Here is a 24,570-nt window from a genome sequence, read left to right on the forward strand (position 1 = left end):
GGGAAGCATCGGACGCGGGGCCCCGGGCGGCCCTCGTTCCCGATCGCTCCCGGGCTCCGGGCAGCCGCCCCTCAGCCCTGGTTGCTCCTCGGCTCCGGTCGCTCCCGCAGCTCCGCGCGCCGCTCAGTCCTCATCGCCCAGGAACACCGGGTTGGTGAGGGCGGCGAGCGGACCGGGCAGCCCCGGCACGGCGACCGGGTGCCGGACCTCCGCGCGGACGTACGCCGCGTACGCGGGAGTGGTGCGCCACTCCACGGCGCCCGCTCCCGACGCGGGGAGCGCGGCCGTGAACAGCGTGCCCTGGTCGGTGACGAAGTGCGCGGTGCAGCCGGGCGTCCCGGCGACCTCCAGCCGCACGGTGACGGGGGTGTCCGCGTCGACCGGCAGCCGCTCGCCGATGCCCGCGTGCCGACCGCGCCCTCCCGAGGCGCCGAAGGAGAGGGAGACGGCGGACGATTCGGCGACGTAGGAGCGGCCGGCCCGGATGCCCGCGGTGATCGCGTCCCGGGACAGCTCCTCGGCCAGGACGACCGTCTGCGGCAGCCCCACGGTGTCGGGCTCGCGGTGGGCGTCACTGTTGCCCATGGCGGGGATCCAGGGCTTCGAGGACCGTACCGACGCGACGAGGGCGTTGTCCCACTCGGCGAGGGAGATCTCGTCCTCCGGGGTGTAGGGCCCGTTCCACACCTCGACCGCGTCCGCCTCACCGAAGCCGAACTTCCAGTGGCAGCCGATGCAGGTGGCGTGCGGATGCGCGGGCACGACCAGGCCGCCGGCCCGGCGGACCGCCTTCGCGTAGTGGCCGAAGCGGTTGTCGCGCGCGCGGTAGCGCCAGTCGACGAAGGTCCCCGGATCGGTGCCGAGCGCGAGGACGTGACCGTTGCGGGTGGTGATCTCCTCGCCGGTGAGGATCAGCAGGTCGTCGCCCCACAGGCCGTCCCAGGCGCCGTGCGCGGATGTGGTGTTGTGCTCGCTGCTGTTGATGAAGTCGAGCCCGGCGGCCCGCGCGGCGGCGGCGATCTGGGCCGGGGTGCGCCTGCCGTCCGAGTGCACGGAGTGCAGATGGCAGTCGCCCCGGTACCAGGCCCTGCCCCGGCCCCTGGCCCGCTCGGGCGGGTACACCGGCTTCGGGGTGCTCCCGGAGGGGCCGAAGCGCAGCGTGACCGTGACCTCGTACGGGAGTCCCTCGGGGGCCACGGTGTACGGCCCCAGCGCGATGTGCCAGGTCCCGGCCCCTACCGGACCCGCGAGATAGCCGGGGGTCGCCTCGTCCGCCCGGATGAAGAAGGAGGTGCGCGCACCGCCGGACCAGCCGCGGAACCCGTGCCCTCCCAGCTCCGTACCGCGTTCGTCGAAGATGCCGATGTCGAGGGCGTTGCCCTGGGTGCCGGCCGGGACGGGTGTCCTCGTGTACGTGTACGAGACGGCGATCTCGCGTACGCCCCGGGGGACTTCGACGGGCAGATAAACGAAGTCGGGCGACCCGGTGGGCAGGGTGCCGCGCACGGTTCTGGTCCGTTCACCGTCCGCGGTGCCGTCCCTGCCGCTGTCGGATGCCTGGGCGAAGCTCACAGGTCCCCACGTTAGGGCGGAGGCGGCCGTCCCGAGCAGGAGGCCGCGCCTGGCGATCGGGGCATTCGGGGTCTGCGATCCGGTCATACGAGGGCTCCCCTGGGTCGGGCGGGACACGGGCGACGTACTCGGACTCTCGTATTGGGCCGTGAACTCCACACGAACGGAAGGGGAGTTGCGGCCAAGGTGCTGAGGAGGGCGCGGGGGCGCGGCATCCCGCGCGATACTCGGCTTTCGACGTCGTACCGCATACGTTGGGGCCGTCAGCGGACGACGACGGAGGTGTTCTCGATGCGGATCGCCACAACGATCTTCCTCACCGATGAGACGGTCACGCCGGTCAGGCTCGCACGCGAGCTGGAGCAGCGGGGATTCGCCGGGCTGTATCTGCCCGAGCACACCCATATCCCGGTGAGCCGGGAGACCCCGTACCCGGCGGGCGGGGAGCTGCCCCCGGAGTACGGCCGCACCCTGGATCCCTTCGTCGCCCTCGGCCAGGCCGCCGCCGTGACCGAACGCCTGACGCTCGGCACGGGCATCACCCTGGTCGCCCAGCACGACCCGATCGGCCTGGCGAAGCAGATCGCCACGCTCGACCACCTCTCCGGCGGCCGGTTCACGCTCGGCGTCGGCTTCGGCTGGAACGTGGAGGAAGCCGCGGACCACGGGGTCGACTGGTCGACGCGGCGGGCGCTGGGGCGCGACCGGATGGCGCTGATGCGGGCCCTGTGGGCGGACGAGCCGACGGCGTACGAGGGCGAGTTCGGCTCGGTCCGGGCGAGCTGGGCGTACCCGAAGCCGGCCCAGGACCCGCGCGGCCCGGTCAACGGCCCCCGCACCCTGATCGGCGGCGCGGCGGGCCCGAAGCTGTTCGCCCAGATCGCGGAGTACGCGGACGGCTGGCTCCCGATCGGCGGGCGCGGCCTGACGGAGTCCGTACCGAAGCTCCGGGAGGCCTGGGACGCCGCGGGCCGCGACCCGAAGCACCTCCAGGTGGTCCCGTACGCGGTCCTGCCGAGCCCGGGCAAGCTGGCCCACTACGCGGAGCTGGGCATCGAGGAGGTCGTCCTCCAACTCCCCCCGGCGGGCGAGCCGGAGGTGCTGCGGGTGCTGGACGCGTACGCGGCGTATCTCTAGGTGCGAGGGGGCCGTCCATGGTGGTGTGGGGCAAGGAGTTCCGGGGTGGGGAATGGATCGCCTCGCTCGCCGTAACCGGCTTCGGGGCAGCGCCCGAGGCTGCGGCGTGCACGTCTGCGGAGTCGGACTTCAATGGTGACGGACTGCGCGACACCGTGATCGGCTCCCGATTTTACTGAAGGGGACGGAACTCCAGTGGTGTAGTACCGCCTCTCCTACGGCATCTGGTCGACCATGTCGTCACAGTCGTCACAGTCGTCGATGCCGTCGGGGTCGTCGTAGACCGGTGTGGGCAGCCGGGCGCCCCGGCTCACCGCGATCCGGTGCACGTTGCCGAGAGCCTCGGTCAACTGGGCGACCAGCAGGTGAAGTTCGCCCGGTGTCCAGGACCGTCCCGCGAGGATCTGATGCGCTTCCCCGGCGAGTTCGTCGGCCAGGCCGAGCTGAGCCGCCTCCACGGTGTCGGCAAGGCGTGACACAGGTCCGGCACCGTCTCCCGCGAGGTAGCAGGGCTTTCCCCCGGTCCCACCCACGGCAGCAGGCGCACCGTATCCGTCAGGTTCACGCCGTCACTCCCGCCCTGTCTGTGGAGAGGGGCGAGTGGTCGGCGCTCCGGAGGCTGCCTGGAACAGGCCTGTGAATCCGTAGCAACGACTCGAAGGGGTGGGCGATACGGTGCGGCATGTTGACGCTCCAATCGGCGTTGGCCACGCCCCCGGACCGTTCGCCCGGTCGCGGGGGTACTGACGGAAGGCCAGCCTGCCGACCGGCAACGCAGGGCAGTTGCACCGGACAGTGCAACTTCGCGGTCTCGCGACGCGCTATATCCCGACCCACTCCGCGTACTGCGCCAGTGAACCGTTCCGTGTCCGTTCGCGTCGCTTGAGTGCCAGCACGGTCTCCCGGACGGTCGGGTGGTAGCGCGTCTGCTGCGGGGCGGTTCGCCGGGCCCGTTGCAGGCAGTCCAGAGCCTGTTCCGAGTGCCCCGTCCAGGCGTGGGCCCGGCCGAGATCCATCCAGTGGTGTCCGGCCCGCGAACGGGTCCAGCCGCGCGGAATCCTTACCTTCTCGGCGAGTTCGACGGCAAGGCCGAACTCGTCCATCTCCGAGGCGATGGCCACGGCGTGGACCCCGACGTTCACCGGCCCCCAGGTCACGCCGAAGTCGGGCAGCTCACCGGTCCTGCGGGCGATGACGCGGGCCTCGGCCAGCCGGGTGTCCGCGTGCTCGCGGTCCTTCATCCGCCCCGCGATCACCGCGACCCGCAGATGCATCACACCGCGCATGGCCTCGATCCCCGCCGGGCGGCGTACGTCCTGGCCGTCGAGATCCCGTAGCGCCCGGTCGATCACTCGTACACCGATGTCGTACCGGCCGGACGACATGGTTGTCTGTGCGCGCAGGTAGGCGTGCATGGCCGCCAGGCCCGGCTCATCAGCACGCGGTGCCGCCCAGGCCAACCGGTCCAGTGCCACCGTGGCGAGGTCGATGTAGCCGAAGTTCCACGCCACGGTGAACACACAGCGGAAGGCGCCGGCCAGACACTCGTACGCCTGCCGTTGTTCTTCCCCAGTGGTTGCGTGAGCGGCCTGTACCGACTCGTCGATCAAGGCGGGAAGGCCGCGCACCATGTCGGTGTACTGGGCCTGGCGCCGCTGCGTGAGGGCCTGCTGGACATCGGCGCGGATGAGAGCGGCCGGACGCGGCGGCGCCTCCCAGTCCAGGGCGACATCCCAGTTCTCCAACCCCTCACGGATCGGCTGTATCAACGCGTCCATCCGGTCACGGCGCAGCTCCTCCGCGTACGGCTGCCCCAGCAGATCGGAGGCGGAGACCCCCAGCGCGCGGGCGCAGGCGGCGACGAGCGCCGGGGAAGCGGGCTTCTGTCCGCACTCGGCCTTCGACAACAGCGACTTGGAGATACTGGCGCGCATGGCCAGGCCCTGCTGTGTCAGGCCGCGCTGCTTGCGGATGCGGGCGATCCGGGCGCCGGTGTGCTCCTCGGTGCTCTGCGGCACGATGAACTCCGTTCTGCGGCAACACTTCAGACGGTACCGCCTGAGGGGAGGCGCCCGATCGGACGAACCGTCGACCCCGGCCGGGCGCTCCGTCGCCCGCCGGGGCGCTGGACCGGACGTCCGGGGCGCGTCACCGAGGCTCCGGCGCGCCGCTCGTCATCCGGCGCGCCAGTTCCACCACATGGGCGCGGGTCGTCGGGGCATCCGCTTCCGGGCCCAGGATCAGGCGGGTGAGCTGGGGGAAGGCGGAGGGGAGCACCGCGATGCCCAGGAGGGCCAGGAAGGTGTGTGCGGTCCGCGGGTCGGCGGGGGCGTTCAGGGTGGTGGCGAGCGTGGTGATCATGTCCCCGTAGCGGGCGCCGCGTTGCTCCTCGGCGGGGAGGGCGCCCGTGCCGTAGTGCAGGGCCTCCCACATCATCAGGCGGAGCATGTGCGGGTGCTGCTGGTGGAGGTCGTAGATCCGGCCCGCGTACTCGGCGGGGTCGCCGGTGGGCGGGCCCAGGAGTGCGGCGTGTTCGGCGAGGGCCTCGGCGACGACCGCCGCGAAGAGCTTCTCCTTGCTGCCGAAGTAACCGTAGATGCGTTCCTTGTTGGCGCCCGCCTGTTCGGCGATCCGGTCGACGCGCGCGCCGCCCATCCCGTGGGCGGCGAATTCTTTCCTGGCCGCGGCCAAAAGGCGGGCGCGGGTTCCTACTGATTCGGCGTGCTGCGACATGGCACAACTCTACATAGCCAACCATCCGGTTGGTTGGCTAGCGTGCCGGTCAAGGATCGGGCCGTCGAACAAGGTGGAGGTGCGCTGTGCCGAGAGGCGACGCGGGGGCATGGGTGACCGGACTCGGGGCGACCACGCCGCTGGGCGGGGACCTCGCCACGACGTGGGCGGCGATGCTGGCCGGGAAGAGCGGGGCAGCGGTCCTGGACGAGGAGTGGGCCGCCGGGCTGCCCGTCCGGCTGGCGGCACCGATGCGGGTGGACCCGGCCGGCGCCATGAGGCGGACCGAGGCCCGGCGGCTGGACCGGTGCGAACAGGCGGCCCTGGTGAGCGCCCGCGAGGCCTGGGCGGACGCGGCGCCGACCGGTGTCGACCCGGAACGGGTGGCCGTCGTCATCGGTACGGGGGTGGGCGGCGTGCTCTCCCTGCTCGGGCAGGACGACATCCTGGAGGCGTCCGGGCCGCGCAAGGTGTCCCCGCACACCGTGCCGATGCTGATGGCCAACGGCCCGGCCGCCTGGGTGAGCATCGACCTGGGCGCCCGGGGCGGCGCCCACACCCCGGTGAGCGCCTGCGCCTCGGGGGCGGAAGCCCTCGCGTACGGGCTCGACCTCATCCGGCTCGGCCGGGCCGACGTGGTCGTGGCCGGAGGGGCCGAGGCGTGTCTGCACGCGCTTCCGCTGGCGGGGTTCGCACAGATGCGGGCGCTGTCGACGGTGAACGGCGACCCGGACCGCGCCTCCCGCCCCTTCGACGCGGACCGCGACGGCTTCGTCCTCGGGGAGGGCGCCGCCGTACTGGTCCTGGAGCGCGCGGAGTTCGCCCGTGCCCGTGGCGCACGGCCCCACGGTGTCCTCGCCGGGGCGGCCGTCACCTCCAGCGCCGGGCACATCACCGCCTCCGACCCGGCCGGGCAGGTACGGGCCATGCGAGGGGCCTGGGAATCGGCGGGCCTGCGACCCACGGACATCGGTCTCGTCCACGCGCATGCCACCTCCACTCCACAGGGCGACCTCGCGGAGGCGGACGCTCTGACCGAGGCCCTGGGGGTACGTGCCCCGGCGGTCACCGCCACCAAGTCGATGACCGGCCATCTCCTCGGCGCCTCGGGCGCGTTGGGTGCCATCGTCACCGTACTCGCACTGCGCGACGGGATCGTGCCCGCCGTCCGGAACCTCGACACGCCCGACCCGGCGATCGGTACGGGCCTCGACCTCGTCACGGGTCCGCCCCGCCGGGGTACCTGGACCGCCGGGCTCGCCAACTCCTTCGGCTTCGGCGGCCACAACGTCTCACTGGCCTTCACCGCCGCACCCTGACCGGGCGGACACGCGCCGAACCCGACCGCGTACCGCCCCGGGACCTGCCGAACCCGACCGCGTACCGCCGGGACCTGCTGTCACCCCCGGCCGCCCCGCAGCCGTTCCAGCAGGTCGTCCTCCGCCCGGTCCGCCACCGGGTCCTCCCAGAACCTCACCGGTACGCCCCTGATGTGGCGGCCCTGCGGGTCCAGGATCCGGCCCGCCAGTTTCAGCGGCCAGAGGGTCACCGCCCGGTCCGCGAACGTGAGTTCGGGGAATCGGGTGCCGAGGCGGGTCTCGAAGGCGGCGATGTCGTGTGCCGAGCGCAGCCAGACCGTGAGCAGCAGGTTGTACGGGCCGGAGAGCGACGCGCACAGGCGGGTCTCGCGCATGCCGATCAGCTGCGAGGCGATCCGGGACGCCTCGCCGGGCGGTGCGATGCCCCACATCGTCACGGAGACCGGCCAGCCGGAGAGGTAGCGGGCCACCTCGCAGCGGTAGACCAGGGCGTCCGTCCGGTGCATACGGTCCAGGCGGCGCCGGACCGTGGTGGCGCTGACCCCCGTACGTTCCGCGAGGCGGGCGGCCGACTGCCGGCAGTCCTCGCTCAGGAGCAGGCAGAGCCGGCTGTCCAGCTCGTCCGGGGACCGCAGGCCGATCCGGGGCGCGGAGTGCGGCCGGTCCCTCGTGAGCGTGTCGCGGCCGTCCGGGTCCAGCCGGTCCAGCCGCCAGCGGCTGCCCTCCGCGTGGACGGCCGTGGCGATCTGTGAACGGGTGGCGGCGACACCGGGCAGGGTGTCGAGGCGGAAGCCGACGTACCGGGCGAGGGCGGACTGGTCGGGGAAGACGGCCGTCAGGACCAGGTCGCGGGAGCCGGTGACATGCTCGACGGTGATCAGGTGCGGGTCGTCCGCGATCTCCACCGCCACGTCGTGCAGCCCGCCCGTCGCACAGTCCACCTCGATGAACGCGATGATCGGCTCCGTCGGGCCCGCCGCCACCGTGTAGCAGCTCAGCCAGGCGTGACCGGCCTCGGTGAGGCGGTGCCAGCGGCGGGCCGCCGTCGAGGCGTCCACCCCGAGCGCCTTGCCGATCTGCGCCCACTCGGCCCTCGGGGAGGTCTGGAGCGCGGTGATCAGGAGATGGTCCAGCTCGTCGAGCGTGGGGGTCCCGGCCGCTCCGGCGGTACCTGCGGCGGCGGATTCGGGCGGCGGCGAGGTCATGTGCGGTGCTTTCCTGCGGACGATCATGGTTGAAGTGGGTCACTCGGCACCATACGGCCATGTCCCTGCTGCACGAGGCCCACGCCCTCGCACCCGAACTCACCGCGCTGCGCCACGCCCTGCACCGCGAACCCGAACTCGGGCTCGACCTGCCGCTCACCCAGGCGAAGGTCCTGGCCGCGCTGGAAGGGCTCGGTCTGGAGATCGGCCTCGGTACGGGGCTCAGCTCCGTCACCGCCGTCCTGCGCGGAGGCCGGCCCGGCCCCGCCGTCCTGCTGCGCGGCGACATGGACGGGCTGCCCGTCCAGGAGGACAGCGGCCTTCCGTACGCCTCCGTCGTCGACGGCCGCATGCACGCCTGCGGGCACGACCTCCACATCGCCGGGCTCGTCGGCGCCGCCCGGCTGCTCGCCGCGCGGAACTGGCCGGGGACATCGTGTTCATGTTCCAGCCGGGCGAGGAAGGTCAGGGCGGCGCCAGGATCATGATCGAGGAGGGAGTGCTCGACGCCGCCGGGGAGCGGGTCGTCGCCGCGTACGCCCTGCACGTCGTGTCCGCCGGAGCCCCCACCGGCCACGCCGCCACCCGGCCGGGCCCCATGCTCGCCGCCTCCGCTTCGGCCCGTGTCACCGTGCGCGGCAGGGGCGGCCACGGCTCCTCGCCGCACTCCGCCGCCGACCCGGTACCCGCGATGTGCGCCATGGTCACGGCGCTCCAGACCCTCGTCACGCGCGAGATCGACATCTTCGACCCGGCCGTCGTCACCGTCGGGCAGCTCCACGCAGGCACCGCGCCCAACGTGATCCCGGAGACGGCGGAGTTCGCCGCCACCGTACGTACCTTCTCCGACGCCGCCCACGCCACCGTCCGTACCGCGTTCGAGCGGACCGTGCACGGGGTCGCGGCCGCCCACGGGGTGACCGCCGAGATCGACTACACCGAGCAGTACCCGCCCACCCTCAACCACGCGGACGAGGCCGCCTTCGCCCTGGAGACCGCCCGCGAACTCCTCGGCGCCGACCGCGTGCTGGAGGCCCCCCAGCCCATGGCCGGGTCCGAGGACTTCTCCTTCGTCCTGCGCGAGGTGCCCGGAGCCTTCGTCGGCCTCGGGGCCTGCCCGCCCGGCACCGACCCGGCCACCGCCCCGATGAACCACTCCGCGCAGGCGGTGTACGACGACGGCGCGCTGCCCTACGCCGCCACCCTGCTCGCCGGGCTGGCCCTGCGCCGGCTCGCCTCTCCGTCCTCGTCACCGTCCCTGCCCCAGTCCCTGCCCCAGTCCCTGCCTCTGTCTCTGTCCTCGTCTCCGTCCCCGTGAGTTCCGGCCCTGTCGGCCGGACGGTGCTGATGCGGGATGCGGGATGCGGGGTGCGGGGTGCGGGGCTGTGCGAGGCGGGGTGCGGGGCTGTGCGAGGCGGGGCCGGTGCGGGCCGGGGGCGCTAGCGGACGGACCGGAGCGTGCGACGGCGTGCGGGCACGCCCGCCGTCTTGTCCGCAGTCCCCGCCCCCGTTCCCGCCCCGGTGTCGGTCCCGGCCTCCGCCGCCCTTCCCGCTCCTGCTCCCGCGCCCGCTCCCGTTTCCGTGCCCGGTCCCGACTTCCTGCCGCTCAGCAGCCCCGGCAGCTCCGTCAGCGCGTTGATCCGGAAGTCCGCCGTCTCCACGACGTCGGGGTGGTCCGCCCACCAGTGCCCGTACGGCCCGCGCCGCAGATGTGCGGCCCGCAGGCCCGAAGACTTGGCGGGGAACAGGTCGTTCGCCGGATGATCACCGACGTACAGCGTCGACCGAGGCTCGGCCTCCGACACCTCCAGCACCCGGGCGAAGAACTCCGGGTCGGGCTTCGACACCGCCCATTCGTCCGAGGTGACGACCAGATCCGCGGGCAGGTCCAGCGCTCGTAGCAACTCCCCGGCCCGCACCGTCCGGTTGCCCGCGACCACCACACGGACGCCGAGCGCGCGGAGCTCGGCCAGGGCGGGCCGTACGTCCGGGTAGAGGTCCGACTCGTCGAGGTGCTCGCCGCGCCCCGCCGCCACCCGCGCGAGGTAGGCCTCGGTGACGTCCATGTCGGGGCGCAGGATGCGCAGCGCGTCGGCACCGTCCCGGCCCTGCATCACGGCGGCGCCCACCAGCGCACTGAGCGTGTGCGGCGGGACGCCGAGCCAGTTGGCCCAGGACGCCCAGTAGCGGTCGTCGCGTACGAGGGTTTCGCCGATGTCGAACACGATCGTTTCCATCACCGTCCCGACCCTACGGGCGCGTCCGCCGCGTGACGGGTCTCATTCGGTGAGTCGGCCCGGACGAGTGAAGGGCCGCCCGCCCGTCCCGCCGCTCGCCCGCCCCGCCGCCCGCCGGGCTGCCCGTAGGAGGCCCTGGTCCGGTACGCGCGCCTCGCTCGTATGCTCGGTTCATGACCGATCCTCAGAGCGGACGCCCCACCACCAACGCCATGCGGCGCGCGCTCAGACGGGCCCGTGACGGTGTCGCCCTCGATGTGACCGAGGCCGCCGTACTGCTCCAGGCGCGCGGCGACGATCTGACGGACCTGACCGCGTCCGCCGCCCGGGTGCGGGACGCCGGCCTCCTGGCCGCGGGCCGGCCGGGCGTCATCACGTACTCGCGCAAGGTCTTCATTCCGCTGACCCGGCTCTGCCGTGACAAGTGCCACTACTGCACCTTCGTCACCGTGCCGGGCAAGCTCCGCCGCGAGGGCCACGGGATGTTCCTCTCGCCCGACGAGGTCCTGGACATCGCCCGCCGAGGGGCGGCCATGGGCTGCAAGGAAGCACTGTTCACGCTCGGCGACCGGCCCGAGGACCGCTGGCCCGAGGCGCGCGAGTGGCTGGAGGCCGAGGGGTACGACGACACCCTCGCGTACGTACGGGCCATGGCGATCCGGGTCCTGGAGGAGACGGGCCTGCTGCCCCACCTCAACCCGGGCGTCATGACCTGGACCGACCTCCAGCGGCTCAAGCCCGTCGCCCCGTCCATGGGCATGATGCTGGAGACGACGGCGACCCGTCTGTGGTCGGAGCCGGGCGGCCCGCACCACGGTTCCCCGGACAAGGAACCGGCCGTACGGCTGCGCGTCCTCGAAGACGCGGGCCGCTCCAACGTGCCCTTCACCACCGGCATCCTCATCGGGATCGGCGAGTCGTACGAGGAGCGCGCGGACTCCCTCTTCGAGCTGCGCAGGACCGCCCGCGCCTACCACGGACTCCAGGAGATCATCGTCCAGAACTTCCGCGCCAAGCCGGACACGGCGATGCGCGGGATGCCTGACGCCGAGCTGGAGGAGCTGGCCGCCGCCATCGCCGTGGCCCGTCACATCCTCGGCCCCTCGGCCCGTATCCAGGCCCCGCCGAATCTGGTGGACGCCGAGTACGCGCTGCTCATCGGCGCGGGGATCGACGACTGGGGCGGCGTCTCACCGCTCACGCCCGACCATGTGAACCCCGAACGCCCCTGGCCGCACATCGACGAACTCACCGCGAGGACGGCCGAGTCGGGCTTCACTCTCCGTGAACGCCTCACCATCTACCCGGAGTTCATCCAGCGCGGCGAACCGTGGCTGGACCCCCGCCTCGTCCCGCACGTGCGAGCCCTGGCCGACCCGGAGACGGGCCTGGCCCGCGAGGGCGCGATCCCCACCGGTCTGCCCTGGCAGGAACCGGACGAGGGCTTCAACGCCTCCGGCCGTACCGACCTGCACCGCACCATCGACACCGAGGGCCGCACCGGCGACCGCCGCGACGACTTCGACGAGGTGTACGGGGACTGGGAGGCGCTCCGCGAGGCCGCCGCCCCCGGGATGGTGCCGTCCCGTATCGACGCCGACGTACGGCAGGCGCTCGGCCAGGCCGCCGACGACCCGACGAAGCTCACCGACGACCAGGCCCTCGCCCTGCTCCACGCGGACGGCCCGGCGCTCGACGAACTGTGCCGGATCGCGGACGCACTGCGCCGGGACGTGGTCGGCGACGACGTCACGTACATCGTCACGCGGAACATCAACTTCACCAACGTCTGCTACACCGGCTGCCGCTTCTGCGCCTTCGCCCAGCGGCGCACCGACGCCGACGCGTACACGCTCTCCCTGGACCAGGTCGCCGACCGGGCGGCCCAGGCGTGGGACGTCGGCGCGGTCGAGGTCTGCATGCAGGGCGGTATCCACCCGGACCTGCCCGGCACGGCGTACTTCGACATCGCGCGCGCGGTACGCGAACGCGTCCCCGGCATCCATGTGCACGCCTTCTCACCCATGGAGGTCGTCAACGGGGCGACCCGCACCGGCATGTCCATCCGCGACTGGCTGATCGCCGCGAAGGAGGCCGGGCTCGGCTCGATCCCCGGCACGGCGGCGGAGATCCTGGACGACGAGGTCCGCTGGATCCTCACCAAGGGCAAGCTGCCCACCTCCACCTGGCTGGAGGTCATCAGGACCGCCCACGAGGTGGGTCTGCGGTCGTCCTCCACGATGATGTACGGCCATGTCGACCAGCCCCGGCACTGGCTCGGGCACCTCAGGACGCTGGCCGGCCTCCAGCAGGAGACGGGCGGTTTCACGGAGTTCGTGACCCTGCCCTTCATCCACACCAACGCCCCGGTCTACCTGGCGGGCATCGCCCGCCCCGGCCCGACCGACCGTGACAACCGGGCGGTCACCGCGATGGCCCGCCTGCTGCTCCACCCGCACATCACCAACATCCAGACCAGCTGGGTGAAGCTGGGCGCGGAGGGGGCGGCGGAGATGCTCCGCTCGGGCGCGAACGACCTGGGCGGCACGCTGATGGAGGAGACCATCTCCCGTATGGCCGGGTCGGGTTACGGCTCGTACCGCTCCGTCCAGGACCTGATCGCGATCGCCGAACTGGCCGGCCGCCCGGCCCGCCCGCGCACGACGCTGTACGGCGAGGTCCCGGCCGAGCGCGTCACCGCCGCCGCCGCGTCGGACGGCCACCTGCCGGAGCTGCTGCCGGTGCTGCCCAGCTGAGGACCCTGCTGTTGACGTGATGCCCCGGGCCCGGTGATGCCCCGGCCTGGTGGTGGCCCTTCCCGGTGGTGCCTCGGCCGGTGGTGCCCCTTCCCGGTGGTGGCCGCGACCGTGTGGCCGCTTGCCACCACCGGGCGTTTCTCCGCGACGTTTCGGTCCGCCTCCGCGTGGTTCGATGCATCGATGCGATTGTGCGGACGATTTCCCGTGCAGGCGCGACTTCGCATCTGGCCGGTTGTGACCTGTTCCCGGTAACGGTCGCTGCGCCACAGTGGTCGCCGTCGGGCCGAAGCGGTCCTCGGTGATTACCGAGGGGAAGTTCCGGCAGCGATCGATCCTGGCTGCCTTCACAGGCGAGCGGCCAAGGCTGCCACCACGACGGCCTTCGACGATGGGCATTGTGCTCATCCGAACGATGGTTCCGGTAAGGCATTCATCCATTGGATCGCGGGTCCGTCCGGGAATCTCGTGGGCTGCGATTCAGAACCTGTGTGCACAGGAGGTAGCCGCGCCATGAAGAACTCCGCCGAAGTGGTAATTCACGACCAGGTCACCGCACTCATCGATGACCTGGACAATCACGACGTCTACGGGAACGACTACTTCGCGTTCCTGGAGAAAGCGCCGTGGACCGCCCGGGACTACGACTTCCACCGCGCCAACTTCTTCCACCGGACCGAGGGCACGGTCAAGGGCATCGCCCATGTGTGCGCGCAGGCGGCGGCCCATGACGACCGCGACACGCTCGTCCTGTTCTCCCACATCCTCAACGAGGAGACCGGGAACGGCGATGCCGCGCACTGCCACGAGCTGCTGATGGAGAACTCCCACAACCTGTACGGCCGGCGCGAGTTCGGCCTGCCGCCGCTGCTCGTGCGGGAGGCGCGCGACAGTGACCTGGTCATCCCCGGGACGGTGGCCTACCGCGAGCGCACCCTGGAGCTGCTGACCAGCAACTATCACCGCATGCTGGGTGTGGCGATGGCCCTGGAGTCGCACGCGGACAAGATGCTGCAGGTCTGCCGTACGGCGTTCCGCAACAGCCGGAAGGAACTGCCCGCCGACGAGTTCGTGAACAGGGTCGAGGTCTACTTCGACGTCCACGTCGGGGACGAGGGCGTTGAGGAACGGCACGCCGCCGACGCGAAGCAGTGCGTCCTGAACAACTGCCGCACCGATGCGGACGTCGCCGAGATCACCTACGGGGCGATGGAGACCCTGAACGTCCAGCTGGACATGTGGAACGCGATGTACAAGGCCGTGGCCACGAATTGAATTCCACCGAGGGAAAGGCGGCCCCTGTCGTCGTGCAGAAGAATCGCGGCATTTCCGATGCCATCCTGCGTATTCCGGAATCGGCGACCCACGGGGCCGCGGCGAAGCTCGCCGCGCTCAATCGTGGGCTCGCGGCCGATGAACAGTTCATCGATCTCAGCATCGGTGCGCTGGACACGCCGACCGATCCCCGGATCGACCGTGGAGTGATCGATTTCATCCAGGCGGACTCCGCCACGATTCACGCGTTCGCGCCGATCAAGGGATTCCCGTTCCTGCTGGAGTCCATAGCCGCACGGGTGGACCGCCTCCACGGAATAACGTACGACCCGGAGAGCGAAATCATGGTCACCCCGGGCGGTGTGAAGGGCTCGATCTCGGTGACCTTCCACGCGCTGCTCAACCCGGGCGACGAGGTCGTCATTCCCGTACCCAACTGGCCGCACTACGCGGATATGGTGCGGCTGCACGAGGCCATTCCGAAAACCGTCCTGGCCACGGCGGAGGACGGGCTGACCCCGTCCGCCCTGGAGGGGGCGATCTCCGGGCGGACCAAGATCGTCGTCCTCGGCGACTGCATCAACCCGACGGGCAAGGTCTACTCGACCGGGGAACTGGACGCGCTGGCCCGGACCGTCGCGCGGCACAACCTGCGGCGCGAGGCCGAGGGGGAGAGCCCGGTCCACGTCCTGTTCGACACCCCCTACGAGGCCCATGTCCTGGGGCCCCGGGCCAGGACGTTCGCCGCCCTCGACGTCCGGATGCCCGACGGCACGACCTGTTCCATGCGGCCGTGGACGGTCTCGGTGACCGGTCCCGGGAAGACGTACGGCATGCACGGCGACCGGATCGGCTATCTCTGCGGTCCGGCGGACATCGTGGACGCCGCCGCACGCGCACAGGTCAACCTCACCTCGTTCGCGTCCTCCTACGGTCAGGTCGCCACGCACATCGCGCTGCGGCCGGAGATGGACGAGGTGGCGACCGCCAGGGCGAAGGCCGCGCGCGCCAACCTCGAAGCGATGCTGGCGGAGCTCGGCGCGATCCCCTCGTTACGGATCAACGAGCCGCAGGGGGGTTACTTCCTCTTCGCCGACCTCTCGGCCTTCGCCGACGCCTACCGGGGGCTGGGCCACAGCACGGCGGAACAGTTCCTGCTGGCCGAGGCGAAGGTCGCCACGATCAGCGGCAACCATTTCGCGGAGGGCGAGCCACTGGACCATTTCGTCCGGATCAACTGCGGCAGGACGGGTACGCTCCCGAGCGAAGTCGGCGGACGGATCAAGCATGCCCTGGGTCGGCTGAAGCCCTGACGTGCGCCGATGCGGGCAGGACGAGATCACACGGTAGGCGACCGGAGTGGAGCAGGAGATCACGGACCGTTACAAGCACAGACTCCGGCGCCGCCAGGAGCAACGCGCCGAGGGGCCGCCGGCGTCCCCGCCCCGCCCGTCCCTGCCACCCCTCACCTACGTACCCCTGGGTGAGCACCCGCTGAGACGGTTTCCCCAACTGCTCCTCGGCCTCGCCCTGTACGGGTTCAGCCTCTCGGCCATGGTCCGCACGTCCCTGGGCGTCAATCCCTGGAGCGTGCTGTACGAAGGGGTCGAGCACCACACGCCCCTGAGCTTCGGCATGATCAGCGCCCTCCTCGGCGTCTTCGTGCTCCTGCTGTGGATTCCCCTCAAGCAGAAGCCGACGTTGGGCACCTTCGCCAACATCGCCGTCGTGGGGGCATCGTCCGACCTCGGCCTTCTGCTCATCCCCGAGAACCTCGGACTGATGACCCGGATCGGCCTGCTCATCGGGTGTGTGGTGCTCAACGGCCTGTCCGTCGCCGTCTACGTCGGCGCGCGCTTCGGCCCCGGCCCCCGGGACGGGCTGATGACGGGTGTGTCCGCCGCGACCGGGCTCTCTCTCCGGCTCGTCCGCACCATGATCGAGCTGACCGTGCTCGGCGTGGGCTGGCTGCTCGGCGGGAGAGCGGGCGTCGGCACGGTGCTGTACGCCGTACTGGTCGGCCCGGTCACTCAGTTCTTCCTGCCCTGGCTCACCTACCGGAAGAGCACCGAGCGCGCCGTGGACGTGGACGAGGCGGGGACGGCGGGTCCGGCGGGTTCTGCGGGGCCGGCCTGAGGAAGGGGTCCGGTGGCGTCGGCGTCAGTGGGCGCCGCCTCCGTCCTGGGTGCCGCTCCTGGTGTGCGCGTCGCTCCCGTCGCCCGTGGCGCGGCGCCCGCTCCGGGTGTCGTCCCCGTCCTGGGTGCCGCCTCCGCCCTCCGGCCAGAAGTCGGTGGTGTGCGGGGTGCCGTCGAGGGCCGCGTCGACCCGGCCCCGGATGTAGCCGCCGGTCATCGGGCAGTCCAGGGCCTTGTCGGTGCGGCAGCCGAGCATATGGGTGAGGACCGTCACAGCGCGGTCGAGCTTCTCGATCCGTTCACGCATCGCGTCCCGCTGGGCGACGATGAGCGAGAGCCGGTCGTCGAGCTGCTCGCTGTCCACGATGGCGCTCGTCTCCGTGAGCGTGAGCATGCCGTCGTCGTGCCAGAGCTGGGCGTACGCGAGCCGGGCGAGGTCCTCGCGCCGGTAGTGGCGGACGCGCCCCCGGCGCTCGCTGTGCTGGACGAGCCCGCGCTCCTCGTAGAAGCGGAGGGTCGCGACGGTCAGCCCGAACGCCTCCGCGACCTCGCTGATCGAGTACAGGTCCTTCACGGGGCACCTCCGCCCGGGGTTGTGCTCAAGTTTACTTGAGCGTGAACGCTGGAGGGGTCGTCCACCTCCGGAAGGTTCCTGTGTCCGTACCCTCTTCCGCCGGGCCGGCGGGCTGGCTCGACCCGTCGCCGTCGCCCTCTTCCCTGCCCCCGTCTTCGTCCCCTTCCCCATCTCCATCTCCATCTCCGTCTCCGTCCTCTTCCTCCTCTTCGCACACGAAGGCCGCAGCCGTGGCACTGGTCCTCGGCTTCGTCCTCCTCAGCCTCAACACACGGGTCGCGTTCGGCCAGTTGGGTCCGCTGGCGCCGGTCGCCGGATTCGGTACCGGGGCGCTCACCGTGCTCGGGCTGCTTCCCCCGCTGTGCATGGGGCTGTTCGCGCCGCTCGCGCCGTGGGTACGGCGTCGGTTCGGCGAGGAGCGCGGCCTGTTCGGGGCGAGCGTTCTCCTGCTCGCCGGGACGATCGTCCGGATGGCCGGCCTGCCTGGTCTGTTCGTCGGCACCGTGCTCGTCAGCGTCGCCACGGCCGTCGTGAACGTGCTGATCCCCGTGTTCGTACGCAGCCGGTTCGCCCCGCGCCGGGTCGGCGTGATGATGGGCGTCTACGCCCTGTCCATGGGCGCCGGTTCAGCCCTCGTCGCGGCCCTGATGGTCCCGGTCTGGCAGGCGTCCGGACACTCCTGGCAGACCGCGATCGGCGTTGCCGTCGTCCCGGCGGCCCTCGCGGCCATCGGCATCGCCCCGCAGGTGCGCGGCTCCGGATCGACCGCCCCGCAGGTACGCGGTCACGGAGCGGCGGGCGGAGTCCCGCAGTCCCCGGACTCCCCCCGGCCCCCGCAGCTCCCGGCTCGGGGACGAAGGGGCTCGGCGGGGCAGCAGGGGCAGCAGGAGCGGCAGGAGCGGCCGGGGCGCGGGCTCGTGTGGAGCCTGACGGCATTCTTCGGCCTCCAGACGCTGCTCTTCTACACCACGCTCGCCTGGCTGCCCGCGATCCTCGTGGACGCCGGGGTCACCGGGGCGACGGCCGGGAACATGCAGTCGGTGTTCATCGTCGGCGTCGCCGTGGGCGGCTTCCTCACCCCGGTCCTGGCCGCCGCGCGAACCGACCAGCGCCCCCACCTGCTCGGCATCGTCCTTGTCTGCGCGGGCGGTTACGCGGGCCTGCTCACGGCCCCGGCCGCCGCCCCCGCGCTCTGGGCGGTCGTCCTCGGTATCGGTCTCGGCGGCGGGCAGGCCGTGGCCGGAGTGCTCTACGTCAAGCGGGGCAAGGACCACGAGCACGTGGCGGCGCTCTCCACGGTGGCGCAGACCGGCGGATACCTCCTCGCCGCGGTCGGACCGGTCACCGCGTCCGTGCTGCACACCGTGACGGGGGCATGGACGGTGCCCCTCGTCGTCTTCGTGGGCGTGCTGCTGCTCAGCGCCGTGGCGAGCTTGCGCGCCGGGCACGACCGCCCATGACGGCCACCGCTCACGCTCCCGGCCGAACCGCCCCGGCCGAACCGCCCCGGCCGAACCGCCCCGGCCGAACCGCCCCGGCCGAACCGCCCCGGCCGAACCGCCCCGGCCGAACCGCCCCGGCGGGGCCGCTCCCGGTGGAACCGCTCCCCGGCGGAACCTCGCCGCTGACAGACTGGGGCGCATGTCCGCAGCCACCCCGCGCCGCCTTTCCCTCCAGCAGATCGTCGAGGAGCAACGCCGTGCCGCCTTCGTCGGGCGGGACGGCGAACTCGGCCTGTTCCGCGGGAACTTCGACGTGCCGCCGGAGGATCCGAGGCACCGTTTCGTGTTCCATGTGCGCGGCAACGCGGGGGTCGGCAAGACGTCCCTCGTACGGGAGTGGCGGCAGACGGCCAGGGGGTGCGGGGCGCTCACCGCGTCGGTCGACGAGAGCGCCGAGTCCGTACCGGAGGTACTGGCCCTGATCGCCGCGCAGTTCGCCGCGCAGGGGCACCCGATGAAGGCGCTGGACCGGCTGCTGGCCACGTACCGGCGCCGGCTGCACGACGCCGTCGCCGAGGCCGGGGCGGAGGGCGAACCGGCGGCGGGCGAGCCGTCCACCGGGGCCGTGGTCGCGGCGCAGGCCGGGCTGATCGCCGCCGGGGCGCTGCCGGTCGTGGGGGCGTTCGTCGGGGGCATCGACCCGGCGGTGGTGGCGCGCGGCGCGGGCGGGCTGCGGGCCGTGTTCGGCGGCCGGTCGCGGCAGCAGGACGACGTCCGGCTGCTGGCGGAGCCGGTACGTGTCCTGACGCCCGTGTTCGTCGCCGAACTGGAACGGGTCGCGGACGCCGTGCCGTGGATCGTGCTCTTCCTCGACACGTACGAGCGCACCGCCCCGCTCCTCGACGGCTGGCTGACCGACCTGCTCACCCCCGGCCGGTACGGGGCCCTCCCGGCGAACCTCGTCCTCACCCTCGCCGGGCAGCGCCGCCTCGACCCCGCCCGCTGGGCCGACCACACCCGTCTGGTCGCGGATGTGCCGCTGGAGCCGTTCACCGAGCGGGAGTCGCGCCAACTCCTCACCGGACGGGGGGTGGTGGAGGAGAGCGTCGTACGGGAAGTGCTCCGGCTCTCCGGCGGGCTGCCGGTCCTCGTCTCCACGCTCGCCGCGAACCCGGGGGCGGTGGGCGACGCGAGCGCGAGCGCGGTCGAGCGCTTCCTGGCCGGGGAGAGCGACCCGGACCGCCGCGCCGCCGCGCTCGCCTGCGCGCTGCCCCGGCGCTTCGACGAGGACCTGGTGGCGGTCGTGGTGCCCCAGGGGGCGCCCGGAGTGTACGCGTGGCTGCACGAGCTGCCGTTCGTCGCCGAACGGCACTCCGGGCGGGCCCGGTACCACGATGTCGTCCGTGCCCCGATGCTCCGCCTCCAGCGCACCGCGTCGCCGCAGAGATGGACCGAGGCCCACGACCGCCTCGCCGGGGCCTTCGCCGCCCGCCGGGACGCGGCGGCGGAGGGGATCGACCCGCGCAGGCTCTGGGCCGAGGAGCCCTGGCGCGACGCGGCACTCGACGCGCTGTACCACCGGCTCTGCGCCCGCCCCCGTACCGCGCTGCCCGATGCCCTGCGCGCCGGGATCGAGGTCTGCGGTCAGCACTCGGGCGCCGCCCGCCACTGGGCCCGGACCCTCGCGGAGGCGGGCGAGGACGCCGACAGCGCCGTACTGCGCGACTGGGGCCGGGACCTGCTGACCGCCCTGACCGACCACGGCCCCCGCCCCACCGCCGCCCTCGGGCTCCTGCTGACCCGCGCCGAGCTGGACGACCGGGCCAGGGCGGCCGCCCTCGTGGCACGGGCCTGGAGCCGCTTCCGGGCCCGGGAGTTCGACGCCGCCCTGTCCGACCACGGGCGGGCCATCGCCGTGAACCCGCGCAGTGAACAGGCCTATCAGGGACGGGCGGTGGTGCTGCGGGCGCTCGGCCGGTACGAGGACGCCCTCGCGGATCTGGACCGGGCCGAGGAGATCGCCCCCACCTGGGCGTGGGTGGTGCGCGAGCGCGGTGAGACGTACCGGCGGATGGGGCGGCTGGAGGAGGCCCTGACCGTCCTGGACCGGGCCCACGCCATGGACCCGACCGACGCCGTGCCGCTCGGCAGCCGCGGCCTGGTCCGCCACCGCCTGGGCCGGCACGAGGAGGCGCTGGAGGACTTCGACCGGGCGATCGCCCGGTGGCCGGAGTACGGCTGGGCGCTGGTGCGGCGGGCCGGTGTCCGTACCATCCTGGGCGACCCGGTCGGCGCCCTCACGGACCTGGACCGGGCCGAGGAGCTGACCCCGGGGCTGGCCGGGACCGAGGGGGAGCGGGGCGAGGTCTACCGGGCGCTCGGGCGCTACGAGGAGGCCGTGGCGAGCTACGGGCGTGCGCTGGAGCTGAACCCCGACTACGCCTGGGCACACGGCAGCAGAGCCCTCGCCCACGAGGCCCTGGGCAGGCCCGCGGAAGCCCTCGCCGACCTGGACCGGGCGCTGGAGATCGACCCGGACTACACCTGGGCACGCACCCAGCGCGAAAGGCTGGAGGCGACGGTCCGGGGGAGCGGGGAGGAACCGGGAAGCTGAGCCTCCGGGGAGCTGGGCGCTGCCGGAAACGGGTACCCGAGACGGTGCCTCGGACGTGGTGCCCCGGGCGGCTTCTCACCGGGTCCACACCGCTTCCCCACAGATCAAAAACGACCTGCGGGACGTCCGTTCACATACCCACGCGTACTCGGATCCGTCCCTCAACCGACCGTTCCCGTTCGATTACAGTGCTGCGCAGTCGCACGGAGCAGCACAGCGTTGGGGACACGGATCGGCCTGCGTGACTGACGTACGGGGAGGGGCGAGGTGAGCACAGGGACCACGGCTGTCTGGGGCCGGGCCGAGCAGCAGGACTTCCGCAGCCGGGTACGCGGCGCGCTGCTCGGCGGGGCCATCGGTGACGCGCTCGGGGCCGCGGTCACGGGGCTCACCCTGGAGGAGATCCGCGAGGCCCACGGCGCCGAAGGGATCACCGATTTCGTCCCGGCGCCGGGAAGCCCCGCGCCGGGAAGCCTTGCCCCCGGAAGCCCCGTGCCCGGTAACCCCGTGCCCGCCGGCTCCCCGCCCGGCAGCCGCGGAGCCGTCACCGCGGTCACCCAGCTCACCCTGTTCACCGTCGACGGGCTGATCCGTGCCCAGGTCCGCCGTGACACCGGCGCCTGGCACCCGCCCACCGATGTGCATCAGGCGCATCTGCGCTGGGCCGCGACCCAGCGCGACTGGGGGCCCGACGAACGCCGCAAGGACAACGGCTGGCTGGCCGCGCAGGAGTGGCTGTACGCCCGCCGCGACCCCACCCGGGAATGCCTCACCGGCTTCGGCGACACCATCATGGGCACCCTCGACCGGCCCAAGAACCCCACCGCCCGGGACGCGGCCGCGCTCACCCGGTCCGCGCCGTTCGGGCTGCTGGTGGGCTGGGAGCCGCAGCTCGTCCTCCAACTGGCCGTCGAGTGCGCCGCCCAGACCCACGGCCACCCGGCGGCCCAGCTCGCCGCCGGGGCCTTCGGCCTCCTGGTGCACGGGCTGGCCCGCGGCGAGACCCTGGACGGCTCCGTCCAGCACGCCCTGGACCTGCTCGCGGAACGCCCCGGTCATGAACCGGTCACCGAGGCACTGCAGCAGGCACTCGGCTCCGTACGCCAGGGAATCCCGGGCCCGGCGCTGATCGAGGCGCTGGGAGACACGGACACCGCGGAGGACGTCCTGGCCGTGGCCGTGTACTGCGCGCTGGTCGGCGAGGACATCCGGCACGGCCTGAAGCTCGCGGTGAACCACGGTGGGCCCTCCCGGGCCACCGGGGCGGTCTGCGGGGCCCTGCTCGGCGCGCTGCACGGCGAGACGGCACTGCCGCCGGCCTGGCTGTCCGAACTGGAGGGGCGCGCCACCCTCCTCGAAATCGCCGACGACTTCGCGATGGAGATGACCCAGGGCCCGGCCCTCCACAGCCCGACCGCGGCCGCCCCCGGCTGGCTGGTCCGCTACCCACGCGGCTGAAGCGGCCGAAGCGGCCGAAGTGGCCGAAGTCGCCGATACAGCGGTAGGGCAGGGGTACGGGTATGAGCACGGGCTACGGGGTACGGGGCGGACGCCGCCCGCGCCCGCCCCGTACCTCTGTACTCCCACCCCCATACCCGTACCTCCGTGCCCTCTCTGGCCCGTAATCCCTAGCCCTTCCTCGGCCCGCCCGGCACCGGTGAGCCGGGAGGACCGCCCTGGGCCGGAATCGCCGCATCAGACGCCGGGGCCGGACCGTCGTCGTCCGGATCTCCGTCGCCCCAGTTGACCTTGTCGATGATCGCGTCGCGCTCCGGGGTGTCCTCGGGTCTGGCGAAGCCGATCACGATGTAGAGCACCAGCGAGATCGCGAGCGGCAGTGCCACCTGGTACTGCAGCGCGACATCCGTCTTCACCGAGCCGTCGACGTTGTAGTTGGTGAAGTAGAACGCGAGCAGACCCGCGGCCCAGCTGGTGAGCGCCGCCGTCGGTCCGGACCTGCGGAACGTACGCAGGAGCCCCAGCATGAACGGGATCGCGATCGGGCCCATCAGGCCGGCCACCCACTTGATGACGACCGAGATGATGTCCTTGAACGTCGGTGAGTTGATCTGTGTCGCCAGTGCCATCGACAGGCCGAGGAAGGCCAGTGTGGACAGCCGGGCCGCCAGCAGACCGCTGCGGTTGCTCCAGGTGCGGGCCGCCTTCGAGAAGACGGGGGCGATGTCGCGGGTGAAGACGGCGGAGATGGCGTTGGCGTCCGAGGAGCACATGGCCATCGTGTGCGAGAAGAAGCCGACGACGACCAGGCCCAGCAGACCGTGCGGCAGCAGTTGTTCGGTCATCAGCGCGTAGCTGTCCGAGGCGTCCGGCTTCCTCGCCTCGACGAGCAGCGGGGCCACCCACATGGGGAAGAACAGGACGACCGGCCAGACCAGCCACAGGACCGCGGAGAGCCGGGCCGAACGGGTCGCGGAGCGCGCGGAGTCCGTGGCCATGTAGCGCTGGGCCTGGTTCCACATGCCGCCGTTGTACTCGAAGGTCTTGATGAACAGGTACGCCAGCAGGAACGTCACGGTGTACGGTCCGGCCGTCGGGTCGGTGTGTCCCTCGGGCAGCCTGTCCCAGACGGTCCACAGCGAACTGAAGCCACCCAGCTTGCTCATGGCGATGACCATCATGGCCAGCCCCGCGAACAACTGGATGATGAACTGCCCCAGTTCGGTGAGCGCGTCGGCCCACAGCCCGCCGACCGTGCAGTAGACGGCGGTGATGGCACCGGTGATGAAGATGCCCTGGGTGAGCGAGATCCCGGTGAAGACGGAGAGCAGGGTGGCGATGGCCGCCCACTTGGCGCCGACGTCCACGATCTTCAGCAGCAGACCGGACCAGGCCAGGGCCTGCTGGGTCGGGATGTTGTAGCGGTCCTTCAGATATTCGAGCGGGGACGCGACACGCAGACGCGAGCGCAGCCGGTTGAGCCGGGGCGCGAAGAGCTTGGCGCCGATCCCGATGCCGATGGCGATCGGCAGCGACCAGGTGACGAAGGACGTGACGCCGTACTGGTACGCGATTCCGGCGTAGCCGGTGAACATCACCGCGCTGTAGCCGGACATGTGGTGCGAGATGCCCGACAGCCACCACGGCATCCTGCCGCCGGCCGTGAAGAAGTCGCTGACGTTGTCCACGCGCTTGTGCGACCAGAGTCCGATCGCGACCATCACACCGAAGTATCCGATGAGCACGGCCCAGTCGAGACTGTTCATGTGCCCCTCCAGGGGTCCGCCTTGTGAACAGGTCACGCACTTCGTCAGTACGGCCGTTCAGCGGGGCCCCGCGCGGGAGTGGGGACTTGGGGGATTGAACCGCCCGTCCGGTCTCCCGGTCAAGGTTTTGCGCGATCAGAGATATGAACATCGATCAGTAAGTCGAACGATTTTGATTGTTCTTGACCCGGTGGGGAGTTGTCGTGAACGCGACCAAACCCACACGATGGGCGGGCACTTCGTCAGGCTGCGCAGAGAAAGGGACGTACGCCAGGAGAGAGCGGAGCGACCGCACGGGATGCGGGTCCCGTGCGGTCGGGGAGGGGGAGTGCGTAGGGGTGCCGGCA

Annotated in this window: 17 protein-coding genes and 1 pseudogene; 10 read left to right on the plus strand and 8 right to left on the minus strand. The window is 72.0% G+C overall.

Going from position 1 to position 24,570, the window contains the following annotated elements; genetic code table 11:
* Positions 1–123 precede the first annotated feature (123 nt).
* Complete coding sequence (locus OHA98_RS04245) at positions 124–1,659, minus strand: CehA/McbA family metallohydrolase (protein WP_266922753.1); 1,536 nt, start codon at positions 1,657–1,659, stop codon at positions 124–126.
* Between the two features lie 204 nt (positions 1,660–1,863).
* Here OHA98_RS04245 and OHA98_RS04250 point away from each other — a divergent pair, with 204 nt between their 5' ends.
* A complete protein-coding gene (locus OHA98_RS04250) occupies positions 1,864–2,709 on the plus strand; it encodes an LLM class F420-dependent oxidoreductase (RefSeq protein WP_266922754.1) in 846 nt (281 codons plus the stop codon).
* A 215-nt stretch (positions 2,710–2,924) separates the two neighbouring features.
* On the opposite strand, the gene OHA98_RS04255 is transcribed toward OHA98_RS04250, so the two are convergent.
* From OHA98_RS04255 to OHA98_RS04265, 3 genes are all read right to left on the minus strand, one after another.
* Positions 2,925–3,188 (minus strand): hypothetical protein, encoded by a 264-nt coding sequence (locus OHA98_RS04255; protein WP_266922755.1) that lies wholly within the window; start codon positions 3,186–3,188, stop codon positions 2,925–2,927.
* A gap of 342 nt (positions 3,189–3,530) precedes the next feature.
* Complete coding sequence (locus OHA98_RS04260; protein WP_266922756.1) at positions 3,531–4,727, minus strand: helix-turn-helix domain-containing protein; 1,197 nt, start codon at positions 4,725–4,727, stop codon at positions 3,531–3,533.
* Between the two features lie 130 nt (positions 4,728–4,857).
* A complete protein-coding gene (locus OHA98_RS04265; RefSeq protein WP_266922757.1) occupies positions 4,858–5,442 on the minus strand; it encodes a TetR family transcriptional regulator in 585 nt (194 codons plus the stop codon).
* A gap of 86 nt (positions 5,443–5,528) precedes the next feature.
* On the opposite strand from OHA98_RS04265, the gene OHA98_RS04270 reads away from it, so the two are divergent.
* The gene (locus OHA98_RS04270; RefSeq protein WP_266922758.1) at positions 5,529–6,761 is read left to right on the plus strand and encodes a beta-ketoacyl synthase; all 1,233 of its coding nucleotides are present in this window, start codon (positions 5,529–5,531) and stop codon (positions 6,759–6,761) included.
* 80 nt (positions 6,762–6,841) lie between these two features.
* Here the strand turns inward: OHA98_RS04270 and OHA98_RS04275 are convergent, their stop codons facing one another.
* Complete coding sequence (locus OHA98_RS04275; RefSeq protein WP_266922759.1) at positions 6,842–7,966, minus strand: Lrp/AsnC family transcriptional regulator; 1,125 nt, start codon at positions 7,964–7,966, stop codon at positions 6,842–6,844.
* A 59-nt stretch (positions 7,967–8,025) separates the two neighbouring features.
* On the opposite strand from OHA98_RS04275, the pseudogene OHA98_RS04280 reads away from it, so the two are divergent.
* Positions 8,026–9,284, plus strand: a pseudogene (locus OHA98_RS04280) (M20 family metallopeptidase).
* A 121-nt stretch (positions 9,285–9,405) separates the two neighbouring features.
* On the opposite strand, the gene OHA98_RS04285 reads toward OHA98_RS04280, so the two are convergent.
* The gene (locus OHA98_RS04285; protein ID WP_266927706.1) at positions 9,406–10,203 is read right to left on the minus strand and encodes an HAD family hydrolase; all 798 of its coding nucleotides are present in this window, start codon (positions 10,201–10,203) and stop codon (positions 9,406–9,408) included.
* Positions 10,204–10,376: 173 nt separating this feature from the next.
* Between OHA98_RS04285 and OHA98_RS04290 the strand changes: the two genes are divergently transcribed.
* The 4 genes from OHA98_RS04290 to OHA98_RS04305 all read left to right on the plus strand — a co-directional run bounded on the left by OHA98_RS04290 (position 10,377) and on the right by OHA98_RS04305 (position 16,370).
* Positions 10,377–12,959 (plus strand): bifunctional FO biosynthesis protein CofGH, encoded by a 2,583-nt coding sequence (locus OHA98_RS04290; RefSeq protein WP_266922760.1) that lies wholly within the window; start codon positions 10,377–10,379, stop codon positions 12,957–12,959.
* Between the two features lie 513 nt (positions 12,960–13,472).
* A complete protein-coding gene (locus OHA98_RS04295) occupies positions 13,473–14,234 on the plus strand; it encodes an iron-containing redox enzyme family protein (protein WP_266922761.1) in 762 nt (253 codons plus the stop codon).
* Positions 14,235–14,266: 32 nt separating this feature from the next.
* The gene (locus OHA98_RS04300) at positions 14,267–15,547 is read left to right on the plus strand and encodes a pyridoxal phosphate-dependent aminotransferase (RefSeq protein WP_266922762.1); all 1,281 of its coding nucleotides are present in this window, start codon (positions 14,267–14,269) and stop codon (positions 15,545–15,547) included.
* Between the two features lie 46 nt (positions 15,548–15,593).
* Positions 15,594–16,370, plus strand: a complete 777-nt coding sequence (locus OHA98_RS04305; protein WP_266922763.1) for a YitT family protein — start codon at positions 15,594–15,596, stop codon at positions 16,368–16,370.
* A 24-nt stretch (positions 16,371–16,394) separates the two neighbouring features.
* On the opposite strand, the gene OHA98_RS04310 is transcribed toward OHA98_RS04305, so the two are convergent.
* Positions 16,395–16,943: a MerR family transcriptional regulator gene (locus OHA98_RS04310; protein ID WP_266922764.1), complete on the minus strand. Its 549-nt coding sequence runs from the start codon at positions 16,941–16,943 to the stop codon at positions 16,395–16,397.
* Positions 16,944–17,173: 230 nt separating this feature from the next.
* Here OHA98_RS04310 and OHA98_RS04315 point away from each other — a divergent pair, with 230 nt between their 5' ends.
* The 3 genes from OHA98_RS04315 (at position 17,174) to OHA98_RS04325 (ending at position 22,457) form a co-directional block, all read left to right on the plus strand.
* Positions 17,174–18,403, plus strand: coding sequence for an MFS transporter (locus tag OHA98_RS04315; protein WP_266922765.1), 1,230 nt, complete (start codon positions 17,174–17,176; stop codon positions 18,401–18,403).
* Positions 18,404–18,584: 181 nt separating this feature from the next.
* Positions 18,585–20,999: a tetratricopeptide repeat protein gene (locus tag OHA98_RS04320; protein ID WP_266922766.1), complete on the plus strand. Its 2,415-nt coding sequence runs from the start codon at positions 18,585–18,587 to the stop codon at positions 20,997–20,999.
* Positions 21,000–21,266: 267 nt separating this feature from the next.
* Positions 21,267–22,457 (plus strand): ADP-ribosylglycohydrolase family protein, encoded by a 1,191-nt coding sequence (locus OHA98_RS04325; RefSeq protein WP_266922767.1) that lies wholly within the window; start codon positions 21,267–21,269, stop codon positions 22,455–22,457.
* 170 nt (positions 22,458–22,627) lie between these two features.
* Here OHA98_RS04325 and OHA98_RS04330 read toward each other — a convergent pair whose 3' ends face one another.
* Positions 22,628–24,223, minus strand: coding sequence for a sodium:solute symporter family protein (locus OHA98_RS04330; protein WP_266922768.1), 1,596 nt, complete (start codon positions 24,221–24,223; stop codon positions 22,628–22,630).
* Positions 24,224–24,570: the final 347 nt, after the last annotated feature.

The organism is Streptomyces sp. NBC_00654, assembly GCF_026341775.1.
Taxonomy (GTDB): domain Bacteria; phylum Actinomycetota; class Actinomycetes; order Streptomycetales; family Streptomycetaceae; genus Streptomyces.

Bases quoted from the DNA above. Each gene is read 5' to 3' on its own strand.
- OHA98_RS04245 (WP_266922753.1), bottom strand. From the start codon at position 1,659: ATGACCGGATCGCAGACCCCGAATGCCCCGATCGCCAGGCGCGGCCTC.
- OHA98_RS04275 (WP_266922759.1), bottom strand. From the start codon at position 7,966: ATGACCTCGCCGCCGCCCGAATCCGCCGCCGCAGGTACCGCCGGAGCG.
- OHA98_RS04250 (WP_266922754.1), top strand. From the start codon at position 1,864: ATGCGGATCGCCACAACGATCTTCCTCACCGATGAGACGGTCACGCCG.
- OHA98_RS04320 (WP_266922766.1), top strand. From the start codon at position 18,585: ATGTCCGCAGCCACCCCGCGCCGCCTTTCCCTCCAGCAGATCGTCGAG.
- OHA98_RS04330 (WP_266922768.1), bottom strand. From the start codon at position 24,223: ATGAACAGTCTCGACTGGGCCGTGCTCATCGGATACTTCGGTGTGATG.
- OHA98_RS04290 (WP_266922760.1), top strand. From the start codon at position 10,377: ATGACCGATCCTCAGAGCGGACGCCCCACCACCAACGCCATGCGGCGC.
- OHA98_RS04295 (WP_266922761.1), top strand. From the start codon at position 13,473: ATGAAGAACTCCGCCGAAGTGGTAATTCACGACCAGGTCACCGCACTC.
- OHA98_RS04265 (WP_266922757.1), bottom strand. From the start codon at position 5,442: ATGTCGCAGCACGCCGAATCAGTAGGAACCCGCGCCCGCCTTTTGGCC.
- OHA98_RS04285 (WP_266927706.1), bottom strand. From the start codon at position 10,203: ATGGAAACGATCGTGTTCGACATCGGCGAAACCCTCGTACGCGACGAC.